The sequence below is a fragment of the Marinobacter sp. Arc7-DN-1 genome (assembly GCF_003441595.1).
GTDB lineage: Bacteria > Pseudomonadota > Gammaproteobacteria > Pseudomonadales > Oleiphilaceae > Marinobacter > Marinobacter metalliresistant.
This window is the reverse complement of the sequence record NZ_CP031848.1, coordinates 4140240-4166929: the sequence shown is the minus strand read 5'-3', so window position 1 is coordinate 4166929 and position 26690 is coordinate 4140240. Positions and strand designations below refer to the sequence as shown.

Sequence of the window (26690 nt, the reverse complement as noted above, 5' to 3'; positions counted from 1 at the left end):
GATTGCCTGACATGCTGATGGTTATTTCCCCTGCCAAGACGCTGGACTATGAAAGCCCGCTGGCGACCAGCACCTACAGCCAGCCGGACTTTCTCGATGACGCCTGTGAGCTGGTCGATCAGCTCAAGGAACTGGAACCGCACCAGATCAGCAACCTGATGGGCATCAGCGACAAGCTGGGCCAGCTGAACGCCGGGCGCTTCCGGAACTGGCACACGCCGTTTACGCCCGAGAACGCCCGCCAGGCCGTACTGGCTTTCAAGGGCGACGTGTACACCGGCCTGGACGCCGAAAGCTTCAGTGAGCAGGATTTCGAGTTCGCCCAGCAACACCTGCGCATGCTCTCAGGCCTGTACGGGGTACTGAAACCTCTGGACCTGATGCAGCCCTATCGCCTGGAAATGGGTACCCGGTTCGAGAACCGCCGTGGCAAGGATCTCTATGCGTTCTGGGGCAGCAAGATCACAGACGAGATCAACCGCCTGCTGGCAGACGATGACGGCGTACTGGTGAACCTTGCCTCCAACGAGTATTTCAAAAGCGTAAAGAAGAAAGACCTTGAAGGCCGGCTGGTTACCCCCCAATTCAAGGACTGGAAGAATGGTCAGTACAAGATGATCAGCTTCTACGCCAAGAAAGCCCGCGGCCAGATGTGTCGGTTTGCCATTCAGAACCGCATTAAACAAGCCGACGACCTCAAGGGGTTCAACCTCGAAGGCTACTACTTCAGCGAAGACCAATCCGATAAGAACAACTGGGTTTTCCTGCGGGATGAACAATAGGGAGTCAACCTGAGGCTTCCTGATCCACGTTGATATCGGAGTAAACAATGAACGAAGCAGTGTTTTCCCAGATCGCCATGCTGGTGTTTCTGACCGGCCTGATTGTCTGGATGGGTTTCATCGTCTGGGATCTGGCCAAGAAATCACAGGCCGGAAAATTCGGCACCATTGCCCTGTTTACCGTACTGGGCGCCGGTGTTGTGGGCTTTATCGTTAAAACCGTACTCGTAGAGATCATGCAAATATGAAAGACAAGGACCAGCCCTGATGTGGTTTCGCAACGCTCGCGTATTCCGTTTTACCAAACCGTTTGATATCTCCGCCGAAGAGCTGGAAGAAAAGCTCCGGGAGGACGCCTTCAAGCCCTGCGGTCCCCAGGAAACCAGCCGCCAGGGTTGGGTGCCGCCGCTGGGCAAGCATGGTGAGCTGCTGGTTCACAGCGCCAACGGCTACCATCTGATTGCCCTGCGCAAGGAAGAGAAGATTCTTCCCGGCCCGGTGGTCAAGGAAGCGGTTGAAGAAAAAGCAGAAGCCATTGAATTCGAGCAGGGCCGCAAAGTTCGCCGCAAGGAAAAGGACGAGATCAAGGAACAGGTGATGCTGGAGATGCTACCGCAGGCCTTCTCCAGGAATCGCCGCTGTTTTGCCTATCTCGCACCACAGGACGGTGTGCTGGTCGTTGACGCCGGCTCTGCGAAACAGGCCGAAGATCTGGCCTCAACCCTGCGCAAGAGCCTGGGTTCGCTACCGGTGCGCCCACCGGCCGTGGAGCAGGCACCCGCCTTCACCTTTACCGGCTGGCTGAACGAATCCATTGATTTACCCGGCACAGTGGTTCTGGGCAGTGAATGCGAACTGAAAGATCCGTCCGAGGACGGCGGCGTGGTGCGCTGCAAAGGCCTGGACCTGAAAGCGGACGAAATCCGCAATCATCTGGACGCCGGCATGCAGGTTACCAAACTGTCTCTCACCTGGGATGACAACGTCTCGTTCGTGCTGGATGAGGAACTGGGCATCCGCCGCCTGAAATTCGGCGAAACCCTCCAGGACCAGCTCGACGACGTCGATGCGGACGACGCGGCGGCCAAGTTCGACGCAGCCTTCACCCTGATGACCCTGGAGCTGTCCAGGCTGATTCCGGGACTGCTGGAAGCCCTGGGCGGCGAAGACCGCTCGGCGATTGTCGCCTGAACTCGTGAACTCGGGGTCAGATGAAAATGGGGTCAGATGAACTTTTCATCTGACCCCATTTTCATCTGACCCCATTTTCCCCAACCGCTCCCGCTGCCAGTCCTTTTCCGGTTCATTCAGAACCAGCCGCAGATCCATCACTTCCTCTTCCGTGTTGAACTTGATCTCGAAACCCAGATGCTCCGCCAGTTGCAACATCGGGCGGTTGTCCGGCAGCACGTTTCCGACCATTTCCATGGTGCCCCGGGCACGGCAGTAGTCGATCATTTTCTGCATCAGTGCAACGCCCAGGCCTTCACCCTTCATTTTGTCGTGCACCATCACCGCAAACTCGCATTGTAGGTTGTCGGCGTCGGTCCACGTTCGCACGGTTCCAAGGGTTTCCTCACCCTCGCCGTCTTCCTTTGGCGCGTTGGCGATGAACACCATTTCCCGGTCGTAATCAATCTGCACCATCTGGGCCACGTCTTCCCGGGAGAAGTGCTTGCGGTACTGGAAGAACCGGTAGCGGATGGATTCGGGCGACTGCAACTCATGGAAGGCCCGGTGGGCAGGTTCATCCTCGGCCAGTACCGGCCGGATAATCACCCGCCGGCCGGATTTCGGTAGCACAATCCACTCTTCGAGCTCTCTGGGGTAAGGCTGGATAATCGGCCGGCCGGGCTTGTCCGCCAGGTTGATGGCGATATTCACGGCTACAGCCCCCTGTTCGTTAAACAGCAAGGGCGCGATCTCCAGGCCCTGAATCTCCGGAATGTCGATCACAATCTGGGACAGTGTCACCAGGGTTTCAGAAACCGCCCGGATATCCTCCTCCGGCTTCAGGCTGTGTTCCTTGAGCAGCTTGTACATATAGGTGCGGCGCAGAAGCTCCCTTGCCAGCACCATGTTCAGAGGCGGCAAAGCGATCTGGCGGTCGGTCATCACGTTGATCTGGGCACCGGCGGCACCGCAGACCACGAGTGGGCCAAACAGCGCGTCCCGGGTGATGCCAACGCTGAACTCGATACCACCCACATGCTGGTAGGAACGCTGCACCGCAAACCCAAGAAAGCCACTGTCCGGGAAGTGACTCTGATATTCCTCCATCAGGTAGCGGCAGGAATCCATGATGGCTGCTTCACTGTTCAGCTTCTGCACGGTGCCCTTGTAGCGCCGTTGTGTCGGACTGAGATTCAGGAATGGGTGGCAGGCCTGCTCATGAATGATGGTGATATCGATCGGCCTGCGTTCAACCGCAAAGGCCTCCAGCACCTCTTCCATGTCATCGCAGTAAATGGTGTCAATGGTGCTGACCCCATAGTCCCGAACAAGATCACGGGCTTCGCGGTTGGACAAGTGGTAGCGCCCCGAACGCAATGCCCTCATGACCACCTTACGAGTGTGAGTGCGGTCGGCAAAATGATCGGTAAAGGATTCCGGGGTTTCCGTCAGCAGCCGCTGAACCCGCTGATGGCGAACATGCTGCATGAACGCCATCACCGCCTTCTCCGGATTGAAGAACGACGGCAACCCGGCCCGATAGAACTCCTCCCGGGCATCCATGACCGTACTTTGGCCCAACCAGCAGGTGAACACATTCAGGCGGGTGCCCTTGGAAGCCTGCACCACCGCGTCAGCAATCTGGAGACTGTCTTCGGTCAGGCTGGGTGCGTACATCACCAGCACATTCGCCACTTCCGGATCCTTGGCCAGGATCTTAATGGCCTTGGCGTAAAGCTCAGGAGACGCATCGTAGTTAAGGTCAATGGGGTTTTTGCGGGTCCAGTATGGGGGCAGCAGCTGGGCCAACGCCTCGATGCTGGATTCCGACAACTCCGCCAGCTCACCGCCCAGGTCCGCCAGCCGGTCCACCGCCAGCACCCCCGGCCCTACTCCATTGGCCATGATCGCCAGCGTTTCCCGCCGGAGCGGTCGCATTCGCGTCAGTGTTTCCAGGGCATCGAACATCTGCCCCAGACCGTCAACCCGCAGCACACCGGCACGCTGCAGCATGGCATCATAGATCGGGTCACTGCGTTTGAGCCCGGCCGGTAATTCATGGGGAAACCACTCGGATTCCGGCACCCGGCCGGATTTCACCGCAATCACTGGCTTGGTGCGGGAAGCCACCCGGACCGCCGACATGAAACGACGGGCGTTAGGAATGTTCTCAATGTGTAGAAGAATGGCCCGGGTCTGGGTGTCCTGGGCCAGGTAATCAATCAGATCGTCATGATCGATGTCCATGCCATCGCCAAGGGTCAGAAAATAGGAAAACCCGACACCCCGGGCGAAAGCCCAGTCAATCACCGAGCTGGCAATGGTGCCCGACTGGCCAACGAAAGCCACCCGACCGGGAATCGCGCCCATGTGGGCATAGGTGGCGTTCAGGCTTCGGGCCGGCACCATCAGGCCAATGGTGTTGGGGCCAAGAACCCGAATACCGGTTTCCCGGGCGGCCTCCCGTACCGCATACATCAGGGGCTGCCCGGTTTTACTGTGGGTGCGGGACATGCCACCGGTCATTACAATGGCGGTACGTACCCCGGCCTCGCCGAGCCGCTTGATGGTCTTGGCAACGGTATCCGGCGGCGTACAAATGATCGCCAGGTCCGGGGAAAACTCCATTTTCGAGACCTTCCTGACGCAGGGTACCCCGTGCACGTTGTCGTAATCGTTCTGGTTAACCACCAGCAACCGTCCGGGATAACCGCCCCCCATCAGGTTCCTCAATACCATGCCGCCAAGGTTATCCGCGCGCTCCGACGCACCGGTCACCACGATGGATTCAGGGTTGAAAAGGCTCTCCAGATACCGGGTGCTCAAGCTGACTCTCCTTCTGTCCGGCCGGAAGGCCGTTGAGGTAATAAATGCAATAAAACAGGTTACTTATGGATGCGACCCTTATCTTATGCCGTGAACCGCAGATGTGAAATGGCTATCGTCTCTATAAGACCAAAGAAACACGGCACCCTGTGGTTTTCCCTGATAAGCTTGGAGAAAATATAAGCATATTGAAGGCAGCCCGAGACGTATGACCACGGCATTCTTTTCCCACGATGACTTCATGAGACACAACATGGGCCCGGAGCACCCGGAGAGCCCGGAGCGACTTGCGGCCATCATCAGTTATCTGGCGGATACCGGGCTGGACCAGAAGCTCGACTGGGTCCGGCCGGAGGAAATTACCCGTGATCAGCTTCTGACGGTGCACCCGGAAAAATACCTGCACCAGCTCGACCTGATGCAACCGACCCGGGGCCGGGTGTTTACCGACCCGGATACCGCCATGATGCCGGATACCCTTCGCGCCGCCCGCCTGGCCGCCGGCGCCAATATCCAGGCGGTGGATATGGTCATGAGCAGCCAGGTAACCAATGCCTTTGTCTGTGCCCGCCCGCCAGGCCACCATGCCGAGCGCGCCAAATCCATGGGCTTCTGTTTTTACAACAACGTCGCCCTGGCCGCCATGCGCGCGCTGACCTTCCATCATCTCGAACGGGTCGCGATCATCGATTTTGATGTGCACCAGGGCAACGGCACGGTGGATATTGTCAGTGGTGATGAACGGATCCTGATGTGCTCCAGCTTCCAGCACCCCTTCTACCCGCACTCCCACGTGCACCGGCAAGCGGAAAATATTGTGAACATTCCGATTGAGGCGAACTGTTCCTCAGAGGAGTACCGGAAGCGGGTGGAGGCGGGCTGGCTGAAGCGGCTGAACGACTTCAAACCCCAGTTGATCGTTATTTCAGCGGGCTTTGACGCCCACCGACTGGACCCGATGGCGGAGCTGAACCTGGATGCTGAAGACTACCGCTGGCTGACAGAAATGATTGTGGGCGTTGCCCATGAACATAGCAACGACCGGATCATTTCAACGCTGGAAGGCGGGTACCACCTGCGTGCTCTGGCGGAGAGTGTGAACGCCCATCTGGAAGTGCTGAATTCGGTTTACTGATCCCGGTTATCCCCGGAGATCCCCGCCGTAGCCGTTGGCCTGTTGCAGTTCCGGCTGGTCACCGGCCCGCTGCAGGCGAATGTTGGTTCGGCGATTGTCCGCCGGGCGGTTTGATACCGGGTACTGATCGCCATGGGCCCTGACGGTAATCATGTTTTCATCAAGCCCCCGGGCCTTGAGGTAATCCGCCACCACATTGGCACGATCTTCCGAGAGGGCCCGGTTGTTGATCCGGCTGCCAATACTGTCACTGTGGCCATCCACGAAAATCCGTTCCACTGTCGAGTCCGCAATCACATAGGTCACAATATTTTCCAGCAACTTCCTGTCCCGATCCGACAACTGGCTGCTGCCGCTGGCAAACGGAATGCGTGAGCGGCGGATCTGGTCAAAATTCACCGGCAGCAGGTTGGAAGTACAGCGCTGGTATTGCTGATACTCGCCGGAAAAATTGATGTTGGACACATATACCCGCACCGGCCGGCCGTCAAACCAGGACTCCCGGGTAACGACGGGGCGCATGCCATCAAGCAGGCCGCGAGCCAGAACAAAGGCCAGGCGGGTATCCAGAGTGACCTGGCGGCGATCATCCGAGACATTGACCGTTCCCAAGGGCCGCGGCGCCACACCCGGGCGCCAGGATGGCGCTTCTGCTACCAGGCTACCCCGCCCCGGGCGCATCAGCGGCGATTCAGATTCCAGAAAGAACGACAGGCTTTCGCCGGCGCGATGATAGAAAACCGCTCGCCCATAACCGGGCACTTCGTGCACCAGGCGACATTCGAAAACCGACTCGGCCAGGTACCACTGGCTATTTTCAATACCAGCACCATAGCTCGCAGCCTGCCCACTTGCGGGCAAAAACACACTGAAAAGGCAGGCGGCCAGCACAGTCATCGGATTGTTGCGGGGGCGGAATCCCATATCGGTTGCCATCGGTATCAGGGAGTTAAAAAGCTTTGAGTGTTTAACGGCCTTCGTCCGTGTTTCTTTAGCCCCCAGGCGAAAACAATCGCCGGCCCCTTCTGGTATAATCCGGCAAATTTTTTCAAGGTCCTTTAATTTCAGCCCCGGCCTTGCCAATTTTTCCGGCCCGGCCTCGCCAAAGGTATTGCGGACAACTGCCATGACAGACCAGCTTACTCTTACCCGCCCCGACGACTGGCACCTCCACGTCCGGGACGGCGATATCCTGAGGGACGTCGTGCCTGCCACTGCGGCCTGTTTCGGACGGGCCATCATCATGCCCAACCTGGCACCACCGGTAACAACCGCAGCGGATGCCACCGCCTACCGGGACCGGATCCTTGCAGCCGCCAGCGGCACCGGCTTTGAACCACTGATGACCCTGTACCTGACCGAAAGCACTACCCCGGAAACCATCCGGGAGGCCACAGCCGCTGGCATCGTGGCCGCAAAGCTCTACCCGGCCGGCGCCACCACCAATTCCGCCTCCGGCGTGAAGGACATCCGGAACATCTACCCGGTACTGGAAGCCATGGCCGACTGCGGCATGCTGCTTCTGGTGCATGGCGAGGTGACCGATGCCGATATCGACATTTTCGACCGGGAGAAGGTCTTTCTGGAGCGGGTGCTGGCCCCGACTCTGGAAGCATTCCCGAACCTCCGGATAGTACTGGAGCACATCACCACGGCCGATTCGGCGGACTTTGTGAGACAGCATAGCGGTGATAACCTGGGCGCCACCCTGACGCCCCAGCATCTGATGTACAACCGCAACCACATGCTTGTAGGTGGCATTCGCCCACATCTTTACTGCCTGCCAATCCTCAAGCGCAACCGCCATCAGCAGGCCCTGCGGGACGCCGTTGCCAGCGGTGACCAACGCTTCTTCCTGGGAACCGATTCCGCGCCCCACGCCAAAGATCGCAAGGAAGCGGCCTGCGGCTGTGCCGGGTGTTACTCCGCCTACGGCGCCATCGGCCTGTATGCCGACATCTTCGAAGAATTGGGCATTCTCGACAAACTCGAGGCCTTCGCGAGCTTCAACGGCGCCGATTTCTATGGCCTGCCGCGCAACACCGACACCATCACCCTGGTTCGTGAGCCCTGGACCATGCCCAGGGAGCTGCCCCTGGTTGAGGGCACCATTGTGCCGCTGAAAGCCGGTGAAACTGTTCACTGGCGGCTGGCGAAACATAGCTGATTCCTTCTCACACACGGCCAAGACCGGAGCTTGAGTGACTGACGAAAACAAACCACCGCACCCTATGTCCCGCCGTTTCCGCGGCTTTTTGCCCGTTGTTGTCGATGTGGAAACCGCCGGTTTCAACCCCGAGCGAGACGCGTTGCTGGAAGTGGCAGCCGTTATCCTGACCATGGACGACGACGGCTGGTTGCGCCGTACCGAAACCCACGTGCAGCAGATTGATCCCTTTGAAGGCGCCAATCTGGAGCAGTCCGCCCTGGACTTTACCGGCATTGACCCCTGGAATCCGGAACGGGAGGCGGTGCCCGAGCGGGAAGGCCTGAGCGAAATCTTCAATCCGATCCGTAAGGCCGTCAAAAACCACGACTGCAAACGGGCGGTTCTGGTTGGCCACAACGCGACCTTTGACCACAACTTCATCTTCGCAGCCGCACTGCGTTCCGATATCCGGCGCAATCCGTTCCATCCCTTTTCGACCTTCGACACCGCCACCCTCGCGGGCCTCGCCTACGGCCATACCGTCCTGGCCCAGGCCTGCAAGCTGGCCGGCATTCCGTTCAGTAACAAGGAAGCCCACTCAGCCGCCTACGATGCCGAAAAAACGGCAGACCTGTTCTGCGGTATCGTCAATCGCTGGAAGGAACTGGGCGGCTTTCCGCCTCCCCTGATCCCGGAAGAGACCGGATAACAGCCACAAAAAACCCGCCGAGGCGCAAGCCGTTCACTTAAAGTGGATTCAGGCAAGAGGGCCGGGCTACAAAGGTACCAATTCTGTGCAGCCATACAGTGTTGGTGCCTTTTTCCAATAGAAAGATATCTTTCCAGATCTCCCACTTGCCGGCCATGAACACCTCGTTATGGCCGAAACCGAGGCGCTTAAACCCGACAGGAAAACATGAGTCAGCGCTGGCTATTTTTTTGCCTAATTGATACCTTACCTATAGTAAGGATTTTGGTAAGAGGAAAGGTGAAATGACTACAGCAACGATTACCAGTAAAGGACAAATTACGATCCCGGCTAACGTCCGCACCGACATGAAGGTTGGCCCTGGAGATCGAGTGGAGTTTGTGAAAGTGGCGGAAGGTCACTGGGAAGTGCTTGCCGCTGTTGAGGATGTTAGTCGGCTGAAGGGAATGATTACGCCTACCCGGGTCGTCAGCATAGAGGAAATGGACTCAGCGATCCGGCAAAGGGCGGGTCTATGATTGGGCTGGATACCAATGTTCTCGTGCGCTACCTAACCCAGGACGACCCAGGTCAAGCGGCTATTACTAACAGGCTAGTTGAGGAGCGGTTGACCTCGCGCAATCCAGGCTTCGTTACATCGATTGTGCTGGTTGAAGTTATCTGGGTTTTGGAGACGTGCTACCAGCAACCGAAAAATGCCATTCAAAATGTTGTCAACGCACTATTGACCACCAAACAGTTGATGATCGACGAAGCCGATTTGGTGTATCTGGCGCTCAAGCGGTTCTCAACCGGGAACGCCGATTTTAGCGATGCACTCATAACTGTTATTTGCGAAAGCCGTGGTTGCACCTCGACAGTGAGCTTTGACAAAAAAGCACGCTCAGTAGGGATGATTGATATAAATGATGCAGGCAAGAGCGGTGGCAAATCCTGATCCAGCTAATGGCATTACCATGCAGGGGCTTTTCCTGCTTTTTGTGATCAGATGTCGAAAAGGGCCTCTGGGAAATTCAGCGGCCCTTTCTACTAACCGACTTGGCCAAGCCAGATCCACTTTAAGTGAACGGCTTGGCCGAGGCGGGTTTTTTCGTTTCGGGGAACATTACGATTACCAGTAAATGCCTCGCATGATGGCAGCAAAGGCTACCTGCTCGGAAGACACCCTGGGCCGCTCGCCGGACTTGCTGCCCGCGGCAGACGGTGAATCCGGGAACATCCGGTAACCCGTGTTCATGACAATCTCGCCCATCTTCGGCGCCAGGGCATGCAGCACCTGGGCAAAGATACCCAGACGGGTCGCAATGCGCTTCGGCCGGTAAACGATGGCATCGGCCACCATAGTTGCTGCTTCATCCGGCGACAGCGTTGGCACCGAATCGTAGATCTTTGTTGGTGCGATCATCGGCGTTTTTACCAACGGCATGTTAATGGTGGTGAAGGTTACGTTGCGGTCAGACCACTCAGAGGCGGCACAACGGCTGAACGCATCCAGCGCGGACTTTGAGGCGACGTAGGCGGAGAACCTGGGTGCATTAGTCAGTACACCGATGGAGGAAATATTCACCACGTGGCCGCGGCGACGCTCCAGCATCTTGGGTGCAAAGCCCATGATCAGGCGCACAGAGCCGAAATAGTTCAGCTGCATGGTGCGCTCAAAGTCATGGAAACGGTCGAAGGACAGATCCAGTGAGCGGCGGATGGAGCGGCCGGCGTTGTTGATCAGCACATCGACATGGCCGTGGTTATCCAGAACGGTTTTCACGAACTCATCGCAGGCTTCCATATCCGAGAAATCGCACGGATACGCATGCACGCTGGCACCACGGGACTCCAGCTCCGCCGATACTTCTTTCAGGCGCTCCAGTTTACGGGCGCCGATAACGAGGATGGCGCCTGCGTCAGCCAGTTTCTGGGCCGTGGCCAGACCGATACCGGAGGTTGCACCAGTAACCACACAAACGCGGCCTTCAACTGTGCCCCGCAGTGTGCGGTCCTTGAACAGGTCCGGATCCAGGTTGCGCTCCCAGTAATCCCAGATAACCGGTGCGTAATCCGGCAGGCGCGGCACTTCGATACCGGTACCCTGCAGAACGCGCTCGGTTTCGCGGGCATCAAAACGGGTCGGGTAGTTGATGAAGGACATCACCGAAGGCGGAATGCCCATATCGTCCAGAACCGCTGCTGTCAGCCGTTTCACCGGCGGCAGGTTCTTCAGGCTCTGACGGATGAATGGCGGAATAAAGCCAAACATACGGGAATCGATACGCATGCCCATTTTGGGAGCGTGACCCGCCTCGCTGAAGATATTGAGAATCTCACCAACCTTGTACGGGTCTGAATCCACCAGGTGGAAGCACTTGCCGTCTTCACCCTCAAGGTGGGCGATATGGTCCATGGCCTTGACCACGAAATCCACCGGCACAATGTTCAGCCGGCCGCCTTCAATGCCAATGGTGGGAACCCACTGGGGCAGTGCGTGGCGGATTTTCTGGATCATCTTGAAGAAATAATAGGGGCCATCCACTTTGTCCATTTCGCCAGTGGCGGAATGCCCGATGACCATGCCCGGACGGTAGATGCGAAACGGCACCTTGCACTCTTCGCGCACGACCTTCTCGGACTCGTGCTTGGTGCGCAGGTACGGATGATCCAGCTTCTCCGCTTCCTCGAACATGTCCTCACGGAAGATGCCCTTGAACAGACCGGCCGCCGCGATGGAGGACACGTGATGGAAATGCTTCGCGCCCATGGCTTCGGCCGCATTGACCGCAGCCCGGGTGCCCTCAATGTTGGTTGCCTGCTGGGCCTCTTCATCGGCACCCATGTCGTACACCGCCGCCAGATGGAAGAAATGATCAACCTGTCCCTTAAGGGCGTTGAGCGTTTTGGCATCGATACCCAGATTTTTACTGGTCAGGTCGCCGATAACGGCCTTTACCTGGGTTTCGTCTGCGCCCCAGCGTTCGCGCAGTTGTTCGAGTTTATCCTGGGACTGCTCACGTACCAGCACATGTACCGTGCCACCGCGTGCCAGCAGCTTCTCTACGAGAAATCGGCCAATAAATCCGGTGCCACCGGTCAGGAAATAATTCATCAATCGTCCACCCTTTGTTGCTCGGTTGTTGTCTATCCATGCCGGCACCCATACGACTAAAGTCTTAGGTCAATCCGGAAACGCCGGCATTGTACTTAATTGCAACCTTCATGTATCGAACTTTTTTAGAGCTTTTACTCTGCAAGCCTTTGTTTTTAATAGAGCTATTACTCTAACTTTTCGGGCCGGGGCCTTTAAAAGGCGTGTCCGGTTCACCGACACAATGCTTTTGAGACTAGCACAGGAATTGCCGCCTGCCTGCCCGATTGCAGGATTACCACAAAGCAATGAAACACCCCGCCAGCAATGACATAATCGGGAACTTATCGCGCCTTTTGGCATCTCTTCACTTCACAGGAAAACCGACCGCCGGAATCCCGATCATGCAAAAAGACAACCCCAACGCGGAACGCTACATTTCTATTGCCCGGGCCTGCCTGAAGGCCATTAACGATACGGCCGAAAACGCCGGGTCCCGCGAGCAGAAAATTCAGGCGGTTTACGAAGCCATCGACAGCGCCTTTCAGGCCGAGTTTTCCGATTACCGCCAGTCCGTTGCCATTATGGCAACCGTCCTTGAGCGCATTGCCTCCGGTCAGCTGGATGGTGAGAAGGCCGCTGACCTGGCTCGTAAGACCCTTGACCAGCAGCCGGAAAGTACCCGCAAAGCGCTGATGCACTGAACCCAGAACACATTCACAGGATAACAGAGAGCCTATGAGCACCCGCATCGCCAGGAAACACCCAATGCAAAGCCAGATGATACGCCTGTTTGCCCTGCTCACACTCCTGCTGTTCAGCACCTTTACTCTTGCCACCCAGATTCCGGAAAAAAGCCCCAATGATGACAACCAGTACCGGTTCATCGAACTGGAGAATGGCCTGAAGGTCATCCTGGTTTCGGACAAGGAGGCAGACAAGGCAGCGGCCTCAATGAATGTGGCCGTTGGCAGTGGAGACGATCCGGAAAATCGCGAGGGGCTCTCCCACTTCCTGGAACACATGCTGTTTCTTGGCACCGAAAAATACCCGGCGCCGGGTGAATACCAGCAGTTCATCAAGAGCCATGGCGGCCAGCACAATGCCTTTACCGCATTCCAGGACACCAACTATTTCTTTGATATTCAGTCTGAATTTCTGAAACCGGCACTGGACCGGTTCGCCCAGCAGTTTGCGGCACCGCTGTTCACTGCCGAACTGGTGGACCGTGAACGCAATGCCGTCCATTCGGAGTTCAGCGCCAAACAGAAAGAGGATGGCCGCAGGTTCTATTCCGTTAAAAAGGCGGTCAGCAACCCGAACCACGCCTTCAGCCAGTTTGCCGTTGGCAATTTGAGCACGCTTGAAAACACCGACGACAACCCGCTGCGCCCGGACCTCATCGAATTCTGGAAGCAGGACTATTCCGCCAACCTTATGTCTCTGGCGGTTTACGGGCCGCAAACCCTGGACGATCTGGAAGCCATGGTGCGTGGCCGCTTTGACACCATCGAAAACCGCGGTCTCGAACCCAGGCGCCATACCGCCAGTCTCTTTGAAAAGGATGCACTGCCGGCCAAGGTAACAGTGGAAGCGCTCAAGGATGTGCGAAGCCTCTCGCTTACCTTCCCTATTCCCTCGCAAGAGGATAACTACCGAACCAAGCCCGCCAGTTACGTGGCCAACCTGCTCGGCCATGAGGGGCCTGGCAGCCTGTTTGATGTCCTCAAACGGGCCGGCCTTGCTGAAAGTTTGTCAGCCGGTCTGGGAATGGACACCGGCGAAAACGCCACTCTGGAAATCAGCATCTCCCTGACCCCGGAAGGGCTGAGCCGCCACGAGGAAATCCTGCCACTGGTGTTCGATTACATCGAAAAGATTCGCCAGAAAGGCATCAGTGAGCAACGCTTCCTGGAGATGCAGAACCTGGCCCGCATTGATTTCCGGTTCCGTGAACAGGGCAGCCCACTGCATGAGGCCATGCGACTGTCCAGCCAGCTCATGGATTATCCGCCGGAGGACCTGCTTCGTGCACCCTGGCTGGTTGAACGTTATGCGCCGGAGCAGTACCGGGACATTCTGAACCGGCTGACGCCGGATAATGTCCTCGCATTCGTTCTGGCGCCGAACCCCGGGCTGGAAAATCCGAACCGCACCGACTGGTACGAGGCTGCCTGGAGCCGCGAGCCACTGGATCCGAAAGCGCTGACAACCCCGCAGCTGCCGGAGCTTGCCGCCCAGCTGCAATTGCCGTCCGCCAACCCCTTTGTACCAGAAGACCTGGAGATGGTGCCGGGGGGCACCATGAAAAAGCCGACATCACTGGGCTCACTCCGGGGCATGGAGATCTGGTTTGCCCGGGATACCCGGTTTGATACGCCCAGGGCCAACGTGTTCATCAGCCTGCGAACACAGGCCGCACGGGCATCTGCCCGAAGCAACGTACTGACCCAGCTGCTGGTGGACTCCATCAACGCCAACCTCAATGCCTGGGCCTACTCCGCCAGCCTGGCCGGCCTGGATTACAGTGTCTATACGCACCTGCGCGGCATCACGGTTCGTGTGGGCGGTTACAACGACAAACTGCACACCCTGATGAACCGGATCCTGCTTCAGGTAGCGGCACCGGAGCTGACCAGACAGCGTTTCAACATTGCCCGGCGGAACCTGATCGACAGCCTGCAGAACAAGGCCAAAGACCGCCCGGTTGAGCAAACCTCTGAATTTGTCCAGACCTCCCTGATCGAAGGCGCCTGGAGCACGGACGAAAAGCTCAGGGCAGCCCGGGAAGTGACGTTCGATGAACTGCGCTCGTTCTCGGAGGCGGCATTCTCGCAAGTAGACCCGGTGATGCTCGCCCACGGAAATCTCACTGAGGCATCGGCTCTCAATCTGGCCCGGCAGATCGACGCCATGGTCCTGCGAAACACCGAAAACGCCCGGGTAGCACGCAGCCAGGTGCGCCAACTGCCAGAGCGGGAAACCGAAGTTTCCCTGACCGTAGACCACCCGGACACCGGCTACACGCTCTACATGCAGGGAGACAACACCAGTTTCCAGGAGCGGGCCCGTTTCCGCCTGCTGGCGCAGATCATCAGCAGCCCCTTCTACGAGGAGATCCGAACCAGCCGCCAGCTGGGCTACATCGTTTACGCCACCCCCTATGAAATGCTGGAGACCCCGGCACTGGGCTTTGTAGTGCAGTCACCGTCCGCCTCACAAACCGAGATTGACCAGGCGGTAACGGAATTCTCCGTAGAATTCGAGAGCACACTGGCCGGGCTGAGCAGTGAGCGGCTGAACCAGGAAAAACAGGCCGTGATCAGCAAACTGCTCGAACAGGACCGGCAACTGGGCGAGATCTCCAGCCGTTACTGGCGTGAGATTGATCGTGGTGCGGAAAGCTTCAACTCCCGGGAGCAACTGGCCGAAGCGGTGAGGAATGTCCGTCTGCAGGAGCTTCTGGACACCTTCCGGAAAGCCGTACTTAAGCGGGAACAGTCACTTCGGGTGGTCACCGGTGGCAACGGCCTGCAAGCGGATCAGGCCCTGGGCAAGTTGACCGAACTACCGCCAGTGCCCGCCAGCTGACAGTCTCAGCAGGTACGGAGAAAACGGGCCCAGTCTTCGGGCTCGTCCACATCCCAGCGGGGCTCCAGCACGAAATAGCTGAGCCCTGCAGCATCAAGCTGTTCACAGGTTTGGATCAGAACATCCGGCGAACCCCAGGCAATGTTATCCAGCATTCCCTCGGCTACCCGTGAAGCGCCAATCAGGACATAACCGCCATCATCAGACGGCCCCAGCACAACATCGTAATCCGCCAGACTGGCCACCGCCTTGCGGGCATAATCCGGATCCACAGAGGGACAGTCGCTGCCAACCACCAGGACCCTGTCATAGTCGCGAAGGGATTGGCTGAGTGCCGCGTGCATTCTCTCCCCGAGCGTGCTGCCCTGCTGCACCCCCTGAACCAGCCCCGCACCGTTCACTTCTTCAAGAATGGTGGCAGCTTCCCCTGGCCGGTCATCCACCGGCCGGTCCCACCAGAACTCCACCGGATACCCGGTAGCGCACAGGTTGTCCAGAACCGCCAGCGTGAGCCTTATATGGGCTTCGAGCGCACCTATCGCGCCCAATTCCGGCATCAACCGGGTTTTGACCCGACCGGCTTCCGGCCACTTGGCAAACTGGAGAAATACCGCCGAGGGGGGATTACTTTGAGGCATTACGGACATCCGATCGGTAGATTTGGGCCAGAGACTCCGGCGATTCACCGCGCCAATAACGCCAGCGCAACCGCCACATCAGGAAAATCGTCCGCCAGGCACCGTGCTCTTCCCACCGGCGGCTATCGGTAACGACAGGTTCTTTTATACAGAAGGGACGGGACACCAGGCAAAGGCGGCGGGAAAATTCCACATCTTCCATCAAAGGCATGGGATGAAAACCCGCCAGCGCCTCGAATGCATCCCGGCGCACAAACATCGCCTGATCGCCGGTGCAGATACCGGTCAGGCGGGAGCGCTGGTTCATAAACCAGGCAATCACCCGGAACGTCGGCCGCTGGCCACTCAGGCGCACATTAAACCGGCCCCAGGCACGGTGCGAGCGGGCAAATTCCACGAGATGATCCAGGGCATTGTCCGGAAGCCGGGTGTCTGCGTGCAGGAAAAGAAACACGTCCCCCTTGGCAACAGCCGCACCGGCGTTCATCTGAACCGCCCGACCCTTCCCGGAAACCACCAACCGATCGCACAGAGGCCTTGCCAGTTCGGCGGTGCGATCACTGCTGCCAGCATCCACCACAATAACCTCATGCCCCCGAGCGCGAATCGGCTGCAGAGCCCGGAGCGTATCAGCAACGCTCGCAGCCTCCATCCAGACCGGGACAATCACGCTCAACGAGAAAGGTTCAGGCAAAACGCACTCCGTGAAATTCACCGAAACAAAGCTGCACCTTGAGCCTAAGAGCTCAGCCCGCTATCATACCGCCCTTCTCGCGATAATGCCCCCGTAGCTCATCTGGATAGAGCGTCCCCCTCCTAAGGGGAAGGTAGCAGGTTCGAGTCCTGCCGGGGGTACCACCGAAGTCCTCGCCACCTCCCTGCGGGATGCACAGGCCTTCCCCGCCGCCGACTTTGCCCCGCTTTACCACCGTCGCTGGGGCATCGAAACCGACTACCTGCGCCTCAAGCAAACCCTGCAGATCGCCTCATCCGGCGCTGACCGTTGCCACATCACCCCGGTGACGCTGTTTATCCCCTGCCCATGACGTCCGACAGGCTGCCAGGGCTGGCTTTTGGCTTGTCCGGGGCTTAAGTTGATGACGTCGGTCCCGCACCCAGCAATGCAACCACCTGGACCAGGAACAAATGGCGATAGGTTCGGGGTTTTAGGATCTCAAGCACCGCCTCTCCAGTGACATGGTCAGGAACTGAAAGGTTGTGGTAGAAATCTGACTACAGTAGCATTCTCATGCTATCCCCCCAGGGGGGATAGGTCAAAAGCTGGTTTTGACCCTGGACTTACCAATCATCAGCCTTGCCAGGAACACTGTTATGCACCACGAACGACTCGACCATTGGCAACATAATCACGTCTTTGGTCAGGATCTGAAGCGCTCCGGCGAAACCCGAACACTCATCGTGGTGGGCCTGACACTGGCGATGATGGTCTGGGAAATCCTGGCCGGGATCATTTATGGCTCCATGGCCTTGCTGGCCGATGGCCTGCACATGGGTTCGCACGCGGTGGCTCTGGGTATTGCCGCCTTCGCCTATGCGTACGCAAGGAAAAACGCAGGCAACGCCCGCTTCTCTTTCGGTACCGGGAAGGTCAATGCGCTGGGCGGCTTTACCGGCGCGATTTTGCTGGCTGTCTTTGCGCTCTACATGGTTATCGAAAGCGTTGGGCGTTTTATCCAGCCAGTCTCGATTTCCTTCGATGGTGCAATTTTCGTGGCCATCATCGGCCTCGTGGTCAATGGGGTGTCAGCCTGGATACTGGGGGATGCGGGCCATGACCATGGTCACAGTCACGGACATGATCACGGTCACCACCATCATCACCATGACCACAACCGCCGTGCGGCCTACCTTCATGTGCTTGCCGATGCCCTGACCTCAGTCTTGGCCATTGTTGCCCTTGTAGCCGGTAAATATGCGGGATGGAACTGGATGGACCCGATGATGGGTATTATCGGTGCCATTCTGGTAACACGCTGGTCCTGGCACCTGTTGAAAGACACGTCAAAAGTGCTCCTCGATGAGCAACATCAAGACATGGAGGAAACCGTCAAACTGGCAGTGGAAGACGACGATGCCAAAGTCAGTGATCTGCATGTGTGGGCGATTGGCCCAAACATTCATGCGGCTATTGTCTCAGTGGTCTCCCACCAGCCCGAGTCGCCCACAGTCTACAAGGAACGCATTCAGGCCCGCTGCCACTCCCTGGTCCACGTGACGGTGGAACCTTTGCGGTGTGAGTAACACAGAGAAGCAACAGTGATGGAATCAAAGATACCGGGCGATTGCCTTGAATTCATCGACGCGCCGCTGCTGGTCCGGCTCCAGCGGCCCGATGGCATCGTCCAGGCAATGCTCAATGTGGTCCTGTACCAGTACGCGCTTGGCTTGCTGAATGGCCTTTTCCACAGCGTGAAGCTGCTGCGCCAGTTCCAGGCAGGGTTTTCCCTGATCAATCATGCCAATCACGCTTTCAAGATGGCCGCTGGCCCGCTTCAGGCGTTTGATGATGTTCGAGTGCGATTGATGCGTATGATCATTTACCATGTTTAATTCCTATCCCCCACGGGGGGATGTTATCCTTTGTTTTCGCTGAAATCCAACAACCGACTCGACGCAACAAACTGATGATTTCGGCCATTCACCAAAGAAAACTGCTTCCGACGCTCGTCATGCTGTTCGCATTGGCGGGCCTGTCACTGTCGGTGATTGGCGAGGTGTTCTCTCACGGCGTGGCTGAGTTGGCAGGTGATTGGGAATCACGACTCAGCGGCCATTCAGACAGTCATGGTGGGCATGGGCACAGCCATGATTTTGACGAAGAACCAGAGGTCTCACTGCACCACGATGCGGGAAATCACACCCACGAGACAGTGGACCAGCTAAGGGTTCCCCTGCTTTCCCAAAGCCTGACCGTTCTCCGGCAGCCCGTGCCCTTTGCCGGTGATTTCCCCCGCAGCTTGCGCTATCGGCTCGAACGCCCTCCAAAAGCACTCCTTCCTGCTTGATTCTTGCCGCTTAGGCGGCCCGAGAAAACAAATTCGATTGGAGTCTTTATGTTGTCAAGCTTGCTTGGCGGTTGCCGTGGCGTGCCCTCAACGGGCGCAGGCAGTCGTCTGTTCTGGATATTTCTGACACTGGGCTTACTGGGCCTGAGTACCGATGTGCTGGCCCATTCTGTCGCCCAGGGCGATAAGGGGTACATTCAGGAAATTACCGGTGTAAACCTTATTGCGTTCATCTATCTGGGGGCCAAACACATGGTCACCGGTTATGACCACCTGCTGTTCCTGCTGGGTGTGATCTTCTTCCTCTACCAGATGAAGCACATCGCGATCTACGTGAGCCTGTTTGCCCTGGGGCATTCCACCACCATGTTGTTGGGCGTCTATTTCAACGTGGGCATCAACAGCTACCTCATTGATGCGATTATCGGTCTGTCCATCGTCTACAAGGCACTGGACAACATCGGTGCCTATCAGCGTTGGTTTGGCTTCCAGCCCAATACCAAGGCGGCCACGCTGATTTTCGGGTTCTTCCATGGTTTCGGCCTGTCCACCAAGATCATCGAATACGACATCTCGCCGGATGGGCTAATCCCGAACCTCCTCGCCTTCAACGTGGGCGTGGAAATCGGACAACTCATCGCCCTGGCCATGATCCTGATCGGCATCAGCTTCTGGCGTAAAACCGACGGCTTTTTCCGCCACGCCTACACCGCCAACGTGGCCATGATGAGCGCAGGTTTCCTGCTCTTTGGCTATCAGCTCACCGGTTATTTTGCAGCCTAATTCTGGAGATTCAGTATGTACAACACCGATACACCAAGCCGTGAAGAATTGCCCAGCGCCGCCAAACTGATTCGATCAACCATCATCGCTGCCATTGTGGCACTGGTTCTGCTGGTTACTGTGGTCATGCCCGCCGAGTACGCCCTGGACCCGACCGGAGCGGGCCAACTGCTGGGATTGACCGAGATGGGCGAGATCAAGGAACAGCTCGCCGAAGAGGCCGCCACTGACGAGGCCGCCCAGATGGTTGCCGTTCAATCCTCAGGCAATCAGCAGGCAGCAGCAGAAGTAGCACAACCTGTAGCTAAAGAACCCACCCAGGACGCAGCCTCGAACCTGGAGCCAGAAACTGCGCCCCTCGAAGCGCAAACAGCATCAGAAGCAGTACCTGCGGAACCGCAGTGGCAGGATGAAGTGCGCGTGGTTCTCACGCCTGGCGAAGGTACTGAGTTCAAGCTCACCATGGAAGAAAGTGCCGTGGCTCGGTTCTCTTGGGCATCCGAGGGTGGCCCCATCAACTACGACACCCATGGCGATGGGGGCGGCCAGTCAATTTCATACGAGAAAGGCCGGGGCGTGCCGGAAGACGAAGGCAAACTGGAAGCCGCTTTTACCGGCAACCATGGCTGGTTCTTCAGAAACCGGAATGACAACGACATCACCCTGGTGCTCCGTACCGGCGGAGATTACGGACAGCTGAAAAAAATGCTGTAATAGAGACAGCCTGCAGAGGGCTGGCAGGACGCCAGTTCTTTGCCTTGCCCAGATTGGACGCCCGCGGGACACGGGGGTGGCTTCTCTGGATAAGCTGCGCATCGACAGTACCGTGGTGGCCAGCCCTACTGCTCAGCCCAGTGACAGCCAGTTGCTGAATGATGGCGTGCATGTGATCAGTCGGCTGCTGGCAAAAAGCAAAACCGACATCCAGGGATGAGCCAAACTGGTTGAAAACGCGTGTTTCTGGATGGGCACTGGCGAGCAGGCCTTCTTCTCACAGGGCCGCAACCGGTCACTGCACTCCTTTTCTTTTCTCGATATCTTCCGCGGCCTCACGCAGAAACGACTCCACGGTTTCGCCCGGCAGCAGTAACTGTTGTTCAATCATGGAATCCCGCCATTCCGTTGCTTTAAAAATACAGCGGTACTCGTTGGGAAACTCGATGTAAAGCCGCTTGAAGAACTCCCGGGCCAGTATTTTTTTGGGTGCATGCCTGCGTGATTGCAAAACCGCCATGTTATATAGAGCACCAGCCCGAACGTTATCCGGCTGACTCTCGTCTTCATAGATGCCCTCAAGCCTTTTGTAAACCTCTTTCAGGCCTGTAAGCCTGTATTTTTTAAGAATTTCGACCGCCGAGGTCATCACCCGGTCCTCCCCATACTTGCAAGGCGATTCGGCGTGGTCTCTCACATACCTGTCGACAGCACGGTCTACTTCACCCTTGTGTTTGTAGTCCTGTTTCTGATCCCAGATGAAAGCGGTGCCTGCGGCAGTTTCAATTGTACCCGGCATACATCCGGCGAGCAGTGAGCCAAGCAAAAGTAAAACAGCAAGCAACCAAGCCTTTCGAAATTCGGGTTTGAGATGAGTGATCATGGAATTCTTCCCTGACAACGTTTGATCTGGTTTTCACAACCCGCAAACGTTACCGGTTTATGGCGAGCGAAAACGTGAGCCTTGTATGAAAACTGCCAAGACACCGCGTAAACCGCTGAAGGTTGCCACCCATTCCACGTGAAGCCTGCCCGCATGAGCCCCCCAGAGAATAAATGCCGGCGAGCATCGGCCCGGTACCCGTAATTGGTGCGGGCAGGCTAAGATGCCGCTCCATCCCGCCACATACACTTAGTCCAGAGTGCCCCCCGTATCTCTGTAACTGGAGGCCGGGCTTAGGTTAATTTTTTAGCGTTTTTGGAAAAACTCATATACCGAGAACTTTATTTCTGTCTACGATCTCCCCGCCACACACGATGAATTCGAAATGCGCAGCCTGTACAACCGAATGAACGTGTCTTGGTGTAAATAACCCCCAGCAAGTGGCACCGGAATTTCGCACTGACCAGTACTGGATTCCCTCAGAATCGCCAGCACGAAGGTGCGCACCCAACACACGAGACGCGGAATAGTCGTCAGGTTGGTATATCCCGTGGGTCGCCGCCAACGCGGTGGCATCATGAATTACGCCCCCGGTAAACGTGCAGGCGAGGCCACGGAAGATCATTCGGTCGAATTTCAGGTCCTCGATATTCGCCAGGTATCGGCCCTGGTGATATTCAACCTCAGCGAGCGCTGTCTCCATGGTGTCGCCGATATACAACATCCCGTACTCGCCGTTACTGAACCGACTTCCGTCCGGGGAAACATGGGTAAAGGGCGACGCAGCATAGGGACAACCGGGAATGCCCCAGGGAATTTCCTCCAGGTCGATGTAATTGAGGTCACCGACTTCCTGCTTGAGGCGAGGGTTTGTCATGGCCTGCAGGTCGAAAAGATCCTGAAACTCATCGGGATCGGCCACATCGTTGAATATATCAATGGGAGGAAGCTTGGAGTTGACCAGGCGAAAGCCCTTTGTTTTCGGAACCGTTATGACCGGGAGGTTCAACCCCATCACCAGAGACCACCACGCAGGGCGTCAATGCGCCTGAACGTCTCGTATAGCGCTGCAAAATCTCCGCTTTCGATCACCTCCAGCGGAGCCCTACCATGGAAAAAGGGGTTGTGGTTCCTCTTTCGCATGAATCCATACACGTTCTCCGGATTTTCAAACACAATCCGCAGGGCCTGATGCATGTTCAGCAGGTAGCTGATGCGCGTGACCTGATCCCGGTCCAGACGGGCGCTCTCGGGATCGTTCCGGTACTTGTAAAAGGTTGCCTTCGGGAGCCTCAGAATAGCCTGCATCTGTTCGGCACTACATCCCCATTTATCGAGAATGTTGAACGCAGTTTTTAGGCCACTGACACCCATGCGACGGGCTTCAGCGAGTGATTTTTTCTCTGCAATCGCACTCATCATACTAACCCCCGCTTTATGCGCATCAACAGTCTCATATTAGACTTCTAATCTCATAAAGTCTATTAAGGGACAGAATTCAGTGGGGCCCTCTTCACGCCACCGCGCGGTTCTTGGGGACAGCAGGACCGGCTTCGGAAAGCGACCTTCTCGAACCATCGCCAAATGCTCTTGGAGCAAACACGGTAACGTTGACTTACTTCTTTGATGCCATAAATAATCCCCTGTCGGGCGTTTCCGGGGAAACTTTCCGGTGTAGGCACGCCGGGCATAAACCAATCCGCTTGCCGCATCAACACTGGATGTCGTCAACACAGTTCGTGTGATTAAGCCGACCAGAAGTATCGACTCTCCTCCCTCCTTAAATCCCCTTTTCAGCCTCCTGTGTGTGCTTGCGAACAGACAGACGAGCGGTCAAACACTGATCCTGAGAGCCTGTGCTGGCGTCCGCTGACTGCCTTGGCATCTGCTGCGTAACGGGTCCGGGCCGAGCACGTAATAGCGCATTTCGGAAATGCAATCTGAAAAATGCAAGTAAGGAGCTTCTCATGATCAGAGTCTACACTGCGGCAATCACGCTCTGTTTTCTGGGTACCCTGCCTATGGCAGCATCCGCACAATCCCCAGAGTTCGGCCCGAATGAAGGCGACCGCGAATTCTCCCTCTCCGGAACAGGCAGTAACGACCGGGATTTCAACAGCGGCAGCTTCGGCGTGACCGGCGATCTGGGCTGGTATTTGCGGGATAACATGGTTGCCGGTGCCCGGCAAAGCATCAATTACGCCAGCATCGAAGGAGAAAGTGTCAAGGATGATTTCTGGAACGGCTCAACCCGTGGTTACTTCAACTATCAGTTTCTCGCTGATCGCGCGCGCCCCTTTGTCGGCGGCAGTCTCGGCGGGATCTACGGCGATGGCGTCAAGGACAGCGCCTTCGCCGGCCTGGAAACGGGAATAAAGTACTACGTGCGGACGAAGACCTATTTCCTCGCCCGAGCCGAATACCAGTTCTTCTTCAGCGACACCAACGACGCATCGGATGCCTTCCAGGACGACGGAGCCTGGGCTTATACGGTGGGTCTGGGTTACAACTTCTAATCCACAGCGAGCGCTGACGAAGTAGAGGAAGTCCTGAAACCTACTTCGTCGTCGCATCGCTGGCTGATTAAAGTTTTCTGTCCATCAGTGTTTCGCCAGATAGTCCTTTTGCCCTGGATCATCCGATAAATCGTAAGAATGTTCATCGTTGTATTCCGTTTTTTTGGATTCTCTAAGTTAAGATGCGAGTCCGACCCACCAAACGGAACCCCAAATGGCCCGCTTCACCGAAATCGGCACCGCAATCATTCCCGGCAAGGGAACCCGATTACGCCTGCTTCAGCGCAACGATGAGTTCTCTATCAAGATTGCCGGCACTACCGGTGAGTTGATGAACAGCCGGATACACGGCTCGGAAGATGCGCTCGCCACGCTGGCATGCGAGCGGATTGCAGATCAACCCTCCCCCCGGGTACTGATTGGCGGGCTGGGAATGGGGTTTACTCTGGCCGCAGCGCTGTCAGCACTGGGCGAGGATGCGCAGGTAACGGTGGCTGAACTGGTTCCCGAAGTTGAAGTGTGGAACCGGGGGCCGCTGGGCGCTGCTGCCAGGAACCCGTTGAACGATCCCAGGGCCAGCGTTCATGTTGGTGATGTGGCGGAATTGCTTAGAAGCAGCGATGGCGAATGGGATGCCATCCTGCTGGATGTCGACAACGGCCCGGAAGGGATGACCCGCAAGGAGAACAACTGGATTTACTCCCCGGATGGTATTGCCGCGGCCCAGAAATCCCTGCGCCCCGAGGGCATCCTGGCTTACTGGTCCGCCGGCCCGGAGCACGCATTTACCGAGAGGCTGCGCCGCGCCGGGTTTTCCGTGGAGCCGGTTACGGTGCGGGCTTTGCGCCCTGGCAAGGGCGCTCGTCACGTTATCTGGCTGGCGTGGTAACTGTTAACGCGCCGGTTTATGGCGACCGCCCTGGTTAAGCCGGAACTGCTCGATGGTTTTTCGCAGGTTTTCCGCCATGGAGAGCAAGTCTCCCGCAATGCGGGCCGTCTCCTTGGCGTCGCCGGAGGTCTGCTCCGCCGAACGGCTGATTTCGATTACGTTGTGATTGATGGATTCGGCAACCTCGCTCTGCTCATTGGCAGCGCTTTCCATTTCCTGGTTGAGATCGGTAATCTGGCGCACCGCCGCCGCAATGGCCTGTAGCTCGGATTCCACCTTGAGAATCGCGGATACCTGCTGTTCCGCCATCTCCGAGGCGTGTCGCATGGTGGCCACGCAGTCCACCACTTCGCCCTTAAGCCCATTGATGGTGTTACGGATTTCCTCGGTGGAATCCTGGGTGCGTGAGGCAAGTGCGCGCACTTCATCGGCGACCACCGAGAAGCCACGGCCCTGCTCACCGGCCCGCGCGGCCTCAATGGCGGCGTTCAGCGCCAGCAGGTTGGTCTGGTCGGCAATGTTGGAGATTACCTCCAGCATATCCGACATCTGACTAGTGCGCTGATCCAGCTGTTCGATGCGTTGTGCGCCGCTCTGTACTTCGCTGTTCAGCGCCCCGATGCCTTCCACCGCGTTGCGGGCGAGGCTCTCACCCTTAGTGGCGGATTCTGCTGTGTCCGCCGATTTACGGGTGGTGTGAATGGCGTTTTCCCGGACCTGCACGGCGGAAGCCGCCATTTCCGTGGTGGCGCTGGCCACCTGGTCGGTGTTGTCCCGCTGGGCCAGCACCTCGCGCTCGGTGGTGTCCGCCTTGCCAGCAATACTGCGGGCCGCCTGCTCCACTTGCTCGGCGTTGTCCATCACGGTGTTCATGCTCTCCCTGATCTTCGCCATCATCCGGTTAAACGCGCGGGAGACAGAGCCAATTTCGTCATTACGGGTTACTTCCAGCTCAATGGTCAGGTCGGAATTGCGGGAGATCTCGTCCATCCTGTCGTGGAGCCGGCGCAGACGGGAAAACACCAGCCGGCCCAAGGCCGCTGCCGTCAGGAAAAACACGGCGACGAATATGGCCACCTGGATGCCACCACTGGTGAGCAGCTGTTGGTGCAAACGGGCATCGCTTCCCGCCAGGGAATAATCCACCCGGATAGCGCCAAGTACGTCCCCTTCCCTGGCCTGGTGGCAACCCAGGCAGTTAACGCCCTGATAGTTCTCCCGGGCAATCACCGGCTCAATCAGGGTGTAGACCCGGCCCTCCTCATTTTTGGAATAAGCCTCCACCCGCTCGCCGGACAGCGCTTTCCTGTCCAGGGGCTCCCGTTTCTGTTCGGACTCCTTGCCGGTACCAAAGACCCGGTTCAGCAGATCACTTCGAATCACCCGCACATCCAGAACATCCTCGGGGGCCTTCACCTTTTCCCGAAGCACATCCCGGTTGCCAATGGTGCCGGTGATCATCATGGTGTTCAGCCCGTCGAAATAGGACTTGGCCAGCCCGTCGACATACTTGTGGCTGAACTCTTCAACATGGGCACGCTGTGAATTCGCGCTATAGAGCACGGTAAACACAAGTACCAGCGAGAAAGCCGTCGCCAGGGCAACGAGTAACAGGAATCGAATGGAGTAGTGTTTTTTCATGATAACCCGACTCAGGAACCGCTCTGCGGGCGGCTTGAAAATTGGTTTGACTGGATAAAATAACGGCCAACTGTCGCCGGACTTTATAGATATGTGTCATTTTTTTCCTGACTTGGGTCAGATCGGGGAGAGGTCAATGACACTCCCTGCATGGAAAAA

Annotated in this window: 26 protein-coding genes, 1 tRNA gene and 1 pseudogene; 18 read left to right on the top strand and 10 right to left on the bottom strand. The window is 57.2% G+C overall.

The genetic code is table 11. The annotated features are described in order from the left end of the window. Positions 1–11: 11 nt before the first annotated feature. Genes yaaA through rdgC form a run of 3 tightly spaced genes read left to right on the top strand, consistent with a single transcriptional unit; the run spans position 12 to position 1973 of the window. Positions 12–782, top strand: coding sequence for a peroxide stress protein YaaA (gene yaaA / locus D0851_RS19515; protein ID WP_117620110.1), 771 nt, complete (start codon positions 12–14; stop codon positions 780–782). 47 nt (positions 783–829) lie between these two features. Further along, on the top strand, positions 830–1030 hold the full coding sequence (locus tag D0851_RS19510; RefSeq protein WP_058090221.1) for a DUF2788 domain-containing protein: 201 nt from the start codon (positions 830–832) through the stop codon (positions 1028–1030). Positions 1031–1049: 19 nt separating this feature from the next. Next, positions 1050–1973, top strand: coding sequence for a recombination-associated protein RdgC (rdgC, locus tag D0851_RS19505; RefSeq protein WP_117620109.1), 924 nt, complete (start codon positions 1050–1052; stop codon positions 1971–1973). Positions 1974–2018: 45 nt separating this feature from the next. Here rdgC and D0851_RS19500 read toward each other — a convergent pair whose 3' ends face one another. Beyond that, positions 2019–4781: a GNAT family N-acetyltransferase gene (locus tag D0851_RS19500; RefSeq protein WP_117620108.1), complete on the bottom strand. Its 2763-nt coding sequence runs from the start codon at positions 4779–4781 to the stop codon at positions 2019–2021. Between the two features lie 208 nt (positions 4782–4989). On the opposite strand from D0851_RS19500, the gene D0851_RS19495 reads away from it, so the two are divergent. Then, a complete protein-coding gene (locus D0851_RS19495; RefSeq protein WP_117620107.1) occupies positions 4990–5916 on the top strand; it encodes a histone deacetylase family protein in 927 nt (308 codons plus the stop codon). Positions 5917–5922: 6 nt separating this feature from the next. Here the strand turns inward: D0851_RS19495 and D0851_RS19490 are convergent, their stop codons facing one another. Beyond that, the gene (locus D0851_RS19490) at positions 5923–6840 is read right to left on the bottom strand and encodes a flagellar protein MotY (RefSeq protein ID WP_117620484.1); all 918 of its coding nucleotides are present in this window, start codon (positions 6838–6840) and stop codon (positions 5923–5925) included. 202 nt (positions 6841–7042) lie between these two features. On the opposite strand from D0851_RS19490, the gene pyrC reads away from it, so the two are divergent. The 4 genes from pyrC (at position 7043) to D0851_RS19470 (ending at position 9711) form a co-directional block, all read left to right on the top strand. Further along, the gene (gene pyrC, locus D0851_RS19485) at positions 7043–8083 is read left to right on the top strand and encodes a dihydroorotase (RefSeq protein ID WP_117620106.1); all 1041 of its coding nucleotides are present in this window, start codon (positions 7043–7045) and stop codon (positions 8081–8083) included. A 34-nt stretch (positions 8084–8117) separates the two neighbouring features. Beyond that, the gene (rnt, locus tag D0851_RS19480; RefSeq protein ID WP_117620105.1) at positions 8118–8774 is read left to right on the top strand and encodes a ribonuclease T; all 657 of its coding nucleotides are present in this window, start codon (positions 8118–8120) and stop codon (positions 8772–8774) included. A 284-nt stretch (positions 8775–9058) separates the two neighbouring features. Continuing rightward, the gene (locus tag D0851_RS19475; protein WP_117620104.1) at positions 9059–9292 is read left to right on the top strand and encodes an AbrB/MazE/SpoVT family DNA-binding domain-containing protein; all 234 of its coding nucleotides are present in this window, start codon (positions 9059–9061) and stop codon (positions 9290–9292) included. Continuing rightward, entirely contained in the window at positions 9289–9711 is a 423-nt protein-coding gene (locus D0851_RS19470) for a PIN domain-containing protein (protein WP_117620103.1), read from the top strand. The genes D0851_RS19475 and D0851_RS19470 overlap by 4 nt, the downstream gene beginning before the upstream one ends. Positions 9712–9885: 174 nt before the next feature. On the opposite strand, the gene D0851_RS19465 is transcribed toward D0851_RS19470, so the two are convergent. Further along, the gene (locus D0851_RS19465; RefSeq protein WP_117620102.1) at positions 9886–11871 is read right to left on the bottom strand and encodes an SDR family oxidoreductase; all 1986 of its coding nucleotides are present in this window, start codon (positions 11869–11871) and stop codon (positions 9886–9888) included. A 383-nt stretch (positions 11872–12254) separates the two neighbouring features. On the opposite strand from D0851_RS19465, the gene D0851_RS19460 reads away from it, so the two are divergent. Both D0851_RS19460 and D0851_RS19455 read left to right on the top strand, forming a co-directional pair. Continuing rightward, positions 12255–12554 (top strand): hypothetical protein, encoded by a 300-nt coding sequence (locus tag D0851_RS19460; protein WP_117620101.1) that lies wholly within the window; start codon positions 12255–12257, stop codon positions 12552–12554. 64 nt (positions 12555–12618) lie between these two features. Continuing rightward, complete coding sequence (locus D0851_RS19455; RefSeq protein WP_117620100.1) at positions 12619–15441, top strand: insulinase family protein; 2823 nt, start codon at positions 12619–12621, stop codon at positions 15439–15441. Positions 15442–15446: 5 nt separating this feature from the next. Here the strand turns inward: D0851_RS19455 and D0851_RS19450 are convergent, their stop codons facing one another. Next, the gene (locus tag D0851_RS19450) at positions 15447–16079 is read right to left on the bottom strand and encodes a TIGR04282 family arsenosugar biosynthesis glycosyltransferase (RefSeq protein ID WP_117620099.1); all 633 of its coding nucleotides are present in this window, start codon (positions 16077–16079) and stop codon (positions 15447–15449) included. Then, positions 16066–16773, bottom strand: a complete 708-nt coding sequence (locus D0851_RS19445) for a TIGR04283 family arsenosugar biosynthesis glycosyltransferase (RefSeq protein WP_117620098.1) — start codon at positions 16771–16773, stop codon at positions 16066–16068. Before D0851_RS19445 ends, D0851_RS19450 begins: the two co-directional genes overlap by 14 nt. 87 nt (positions 16774–16860) lie before the next feature. On the opposite strand from D0851_RS19445, the gene D0851_RS19440 reads away from it, so the two are divergent. Beyond that, positions 16861–16937, top strand: a tRNA-Arg gene (locus D0851_RS19440). A 474-nt stretch (positions 16938–17411) separates the two neighbouring features. Continuing rightward, positions 17412–18341 (top strand): CDF family Co(II)/Ni(II) efflux transporter DmeF, encoded by a 930-nt coding sequence (gene dmeF / locus D0851_RS19435; protein ID WP_117620097.1) that lies wholly within the window; start codon positions 17412–17414, stop codon positions 18339–18341. Positions 18342–18365: 24 nt separating this feature from the next. On the opposite strand, the gene D0851_RS19430 is transcribed toward dmeF, so the two are convergent. Beyond that, positions 18366–18644 (bottom strand): metal-sensing transcriptional repressor, encoded by a 279-nt coding sequence (locus D0851_RS19430; RefSeq protein WP_117620096.1) that lies wholly within the window; start codon positions 18642–18644, stop codon positions 18366–18368. A gap of 80 nt (positions 18645–18724) precedes the next feature. Between D0851_RS19430 and D0851_RS19425 the strand changes: the two genes are divergently transcribed. The 4 genes and pseudogenes from D0851_RS19425 to D0851_RS19410 all read left to right on the top strand — a co-directional run. After that, positions 18725–19105: a hypothetical protein gene (locus D0851_RS19425; RefSeq protein ID WP_117620483.1), complete on the top strand. Its 381-nt coding sequence runs from the start codon at positions 18725–18727 to the stop codon at positions 19103–19105. 48 nt (positions 19106–19153) lie between these two features. Then, on the top strand, positions 19154–19888 hold the full coding sequence (locus tag D0851_RS19420; protein WP_227539368.1) for a HupE/UreJ family protein: 735 nt from the start codon (positions 19154–19156) through the stop codon (positions 19886–19888). Positions 19889–19903: 15 nt separating this feature from the next. After that, positions 19904–20602 carry a hypothetical protein gene (locus D0851_RS19415; RefSeq protein ID WP_117620095.1) on the top strand — a complete coding sequence of 233 codons (699 nt, stop codon included), beginning with the start codon at positions 19904–19906 and terminating at the stop codon, positions 20600–20602. A 67-nt stretch (positions 20603–20669) separates the two neighbouring features. Continuing rightward, positions 20670–20810: pseudogene (locus tag D0851_RS19410) on the top strand (ISNCY family transposase); the annotation flags it as partial. Between the two features lie 87 nt (positions 20811–20897). Here D0851_RS19410 and D0851_RS19405 read toward each other — a convergent pair. From D0851_RS19405 to D0851_RS19395, 3 genes are all read right to left on the bottom strand, one after another. Beyond that, on the bottom strand, positions 20898–21485 hold the full coding sequence (locus tag D0851_RS19405; protein ID WP_227539367.1) for a hypothetical protein: 588 nt from the start codon (positions 21483–21485) through the stop codon (positions 20898–20900). 325 nt (positions 21486–21810) lie between these two features. Beyond that, positions 21811–22500 (bottom strand): RES family NAD+ phosphorylase, encoded by a 690-nt coding sequence (locus D0851_RS19400; protein WP_117620093.1) that lies wholly within the window; start codon positions 22498–22500, stop codon positions 21811–21813. Then, on the bottom strand, positions 22500–22904 hold the full coding sequence (locus tag D0851_RS19395; protein ID WP_227539578.1) for an MbcA/ParS/Xre antitoxin family protein: 405 nt from the start codon (positions 22902–22904) through the stop codon (positions 22500–22502). The genes D0851_RS19400 and D0851_RS19395 overlap by 1 nt, the downstream gene beginning before the upstream one ends. A 548-nt stretch (positions 22905–23452) precedes the next feature. Here D0851_RS19395 and D0851_RS19390 point away from each other — a divergent pair. Together D0851_RS19390 and D0851_RS19385 are read left to right on the top strand one after the other, a co-directional pair. Next, positions 23453–24001 (top strand): hypothetical protein, encoded by a 549-nt coding sequence (locus D0851_RS19390; protein ID WP_205422239.1) that lies wholly within the window; start codon positions 23453–23455, stop codon positions 23999–24001. A gap of 214 nt (positions 24002–24215) precedes the next feature. Continuing rightward, positions 24216–24890, top strand: a complete 675-nt coding sequence (locus D0851_RS19385) for a spermidine synthase (RefSeq protein ID WP_117620091.1) — start codon at positions 24216–24218, stop codon at positions 24888–24890. Between the two features lie 3 nt (positions 24891–24893). On the opposite strand, the gene D0851_RS19380 is transcribed toward D0851_RS19385, so the two are convergent. Beyond that, on the bottom strand, positions 24894–26531 hold the full coding sequence (locus D0851_RS19380; protein WP_117620090.1) for a methyl-accepting chemotaxis protein: 1638 nt from the start codon (positions 26529–26531) through the stop codon (positions 24894–24896). Between the last annotated feature and the right edge of the window lie 159 nt (positions 26532–26690).

Bases quoted from the DNA above. Each gene is read 5' to 3' on its own strand.
- yaaA (WP_117620110.1), top strand. From the start codon at position 12: ATGCTGATGGTTATTTCCCCTGCCAAGACGCTGGACTATGAAAGCCCG.
- D0851_RS19510 (WP_058090221.1), top strand. From the start codon at position 830: ATGAACGAAGCAGTGTTTTCCCAGATCGCCATGCTGGTGTTTCTGACC.
- rdgC (WP_117620109.1), top strand. From the start codon at position 1,050: ATGTGGTTTCGCAACGCTCGCGTATTCCGTTTTACCAAACCGTTTGAT.
- D0851_RS19495 (WP_117620107.1), top strand. From the start codon at position 4,990: ATGACCACGGCATTCTTTTCCCACGATGACTTCATGAGACACAACATG.
- D0851_RS19490 (WP_117620484.1), bottom strand. From the start codon at position 6,840: ATGGGATTCCGCCCCCGCAACAATCCGATGACTGTGCTGGCCGCCTGC.
- pyrC (WP_117620106.1), top strand. From the start codon at position 7,043: ATGACAGACCAGCTTACTCTTACCCGCCCCGACGACTGGCACCTCCAC.
- D0851_RS19475 (WP_117620104.1), top strand. From the start codon at position 9,059: ATGACTACAGCAACGATTACCAGTAAAGGACAAATTACGATCCCGGCT.
- D0851_RS19470 (WP_117620103.1), top strand. From the start codon at position 9,289: ATGATTGGGCTGGATACCAATGTTCTCGTGCGCTACCTAACCCAGGAC.
- D0851_RS19465 (WP_117620102.1), bottom strand. From the start codon at position 11,871: ATGAATTATTTCCTGACCGGTGGCACCGGATTTATTGGCCGATTTCTC.
- D0851_RS19460 (WP_117620101.1), top strand. From the start codon at position 12,255: ATGCAAAAAGACAACCCCAACGCGGAACGCTACATTTCTATTGCCCGG.
- D0851_RS19455 (WP_117620100.1), top strand. From the start codon at position 12,619: ATGCAAAGCCAGATGATACGCCTGTTTGCCCTGCTCACACTCCTGCTG.
- D0851_RS19450 (WP_117620099.1), bottom strand. From the start codon at position 16,079: ATGCCTCAAAGTAATCCCCCCTCGGCGGTATTTCTCCAGTTTGCCAAG.
- dmeF (WP_117620097.1), top strand. From the start codon at position 17,412: ATGCACCACGAACGACTCGACCATTGGCAACATAATCACGTCTTTGGT.
- D0851_RS19430 (WP_117620096.1), bottom strand. From the start codon at position 18,644: ATGGTAAATGATCATACGCATCAATCGCACTCGAACATCATCAAACGC.
- D0851_RS19425 (WP_117620483.1), top strand. From the start codon at position 18,725: ATGATTTCGGCCATTCACCAAAGAAAACTGCTTCCGACGCTCGTCATG.
- D0851_RS19420 (WP_227539368.1), top strand. From the start codon at position 19,154: ATGTTGTCAAGCTTGCTTGGCGGTTGCCGTGGCGTGCCCTCAACGGGC.
- D0851_RS19415 (WP_117620095.1), top strand. From the start codon at position 19,904: ATGTACAACACCGATACACCAAGCCGTGAAGAATTGCCCAGCGCCGCC.
- D0851_RS19405 (WP_227539367.1), bottom strand. From the start codon at position 21,485: ATGATCACTCATCTCAAACCCGAATTTCGAAAGGCTTGGTTGCTTGCT.
- D0851_RS19400 (WP_117620093.1), bottom strand. From the start codon at position 22,500: ATGGGGTTGAACCTCCCGGTCATAACGGTTCCGAAAACAAAGGGCTTT.
- D0851_RS19395 (WP_227539578.1), bottom strand. From the start codon at position 22,904: ATGAGTGCGATTGCAGAGAAAAAATCACTCGCTGAAGCCCGTCGCATG.
- D0851_RS19390 (WP_205422239.1), top strand. From the start codon at position 23,453: ATGATCAGAGTCTACACTGCGGCAATCACGCTCTGTTTTCTGGGTACC.
- D0851_RS19385 (WP_117620091.1), top strand. From the start codon at position 24,216: ATGGCCCGCTTCACCGAAATCGGCACCGCAATCATTCCCGGCAAGGGA.
- D0851_RS19380 (WP_117620090.1), bottom strand. From the start codon at position 26,531: ATGAAAAAACACTACTCCATTCGATTCCTGTTACTCGTTGCCCTGGCG.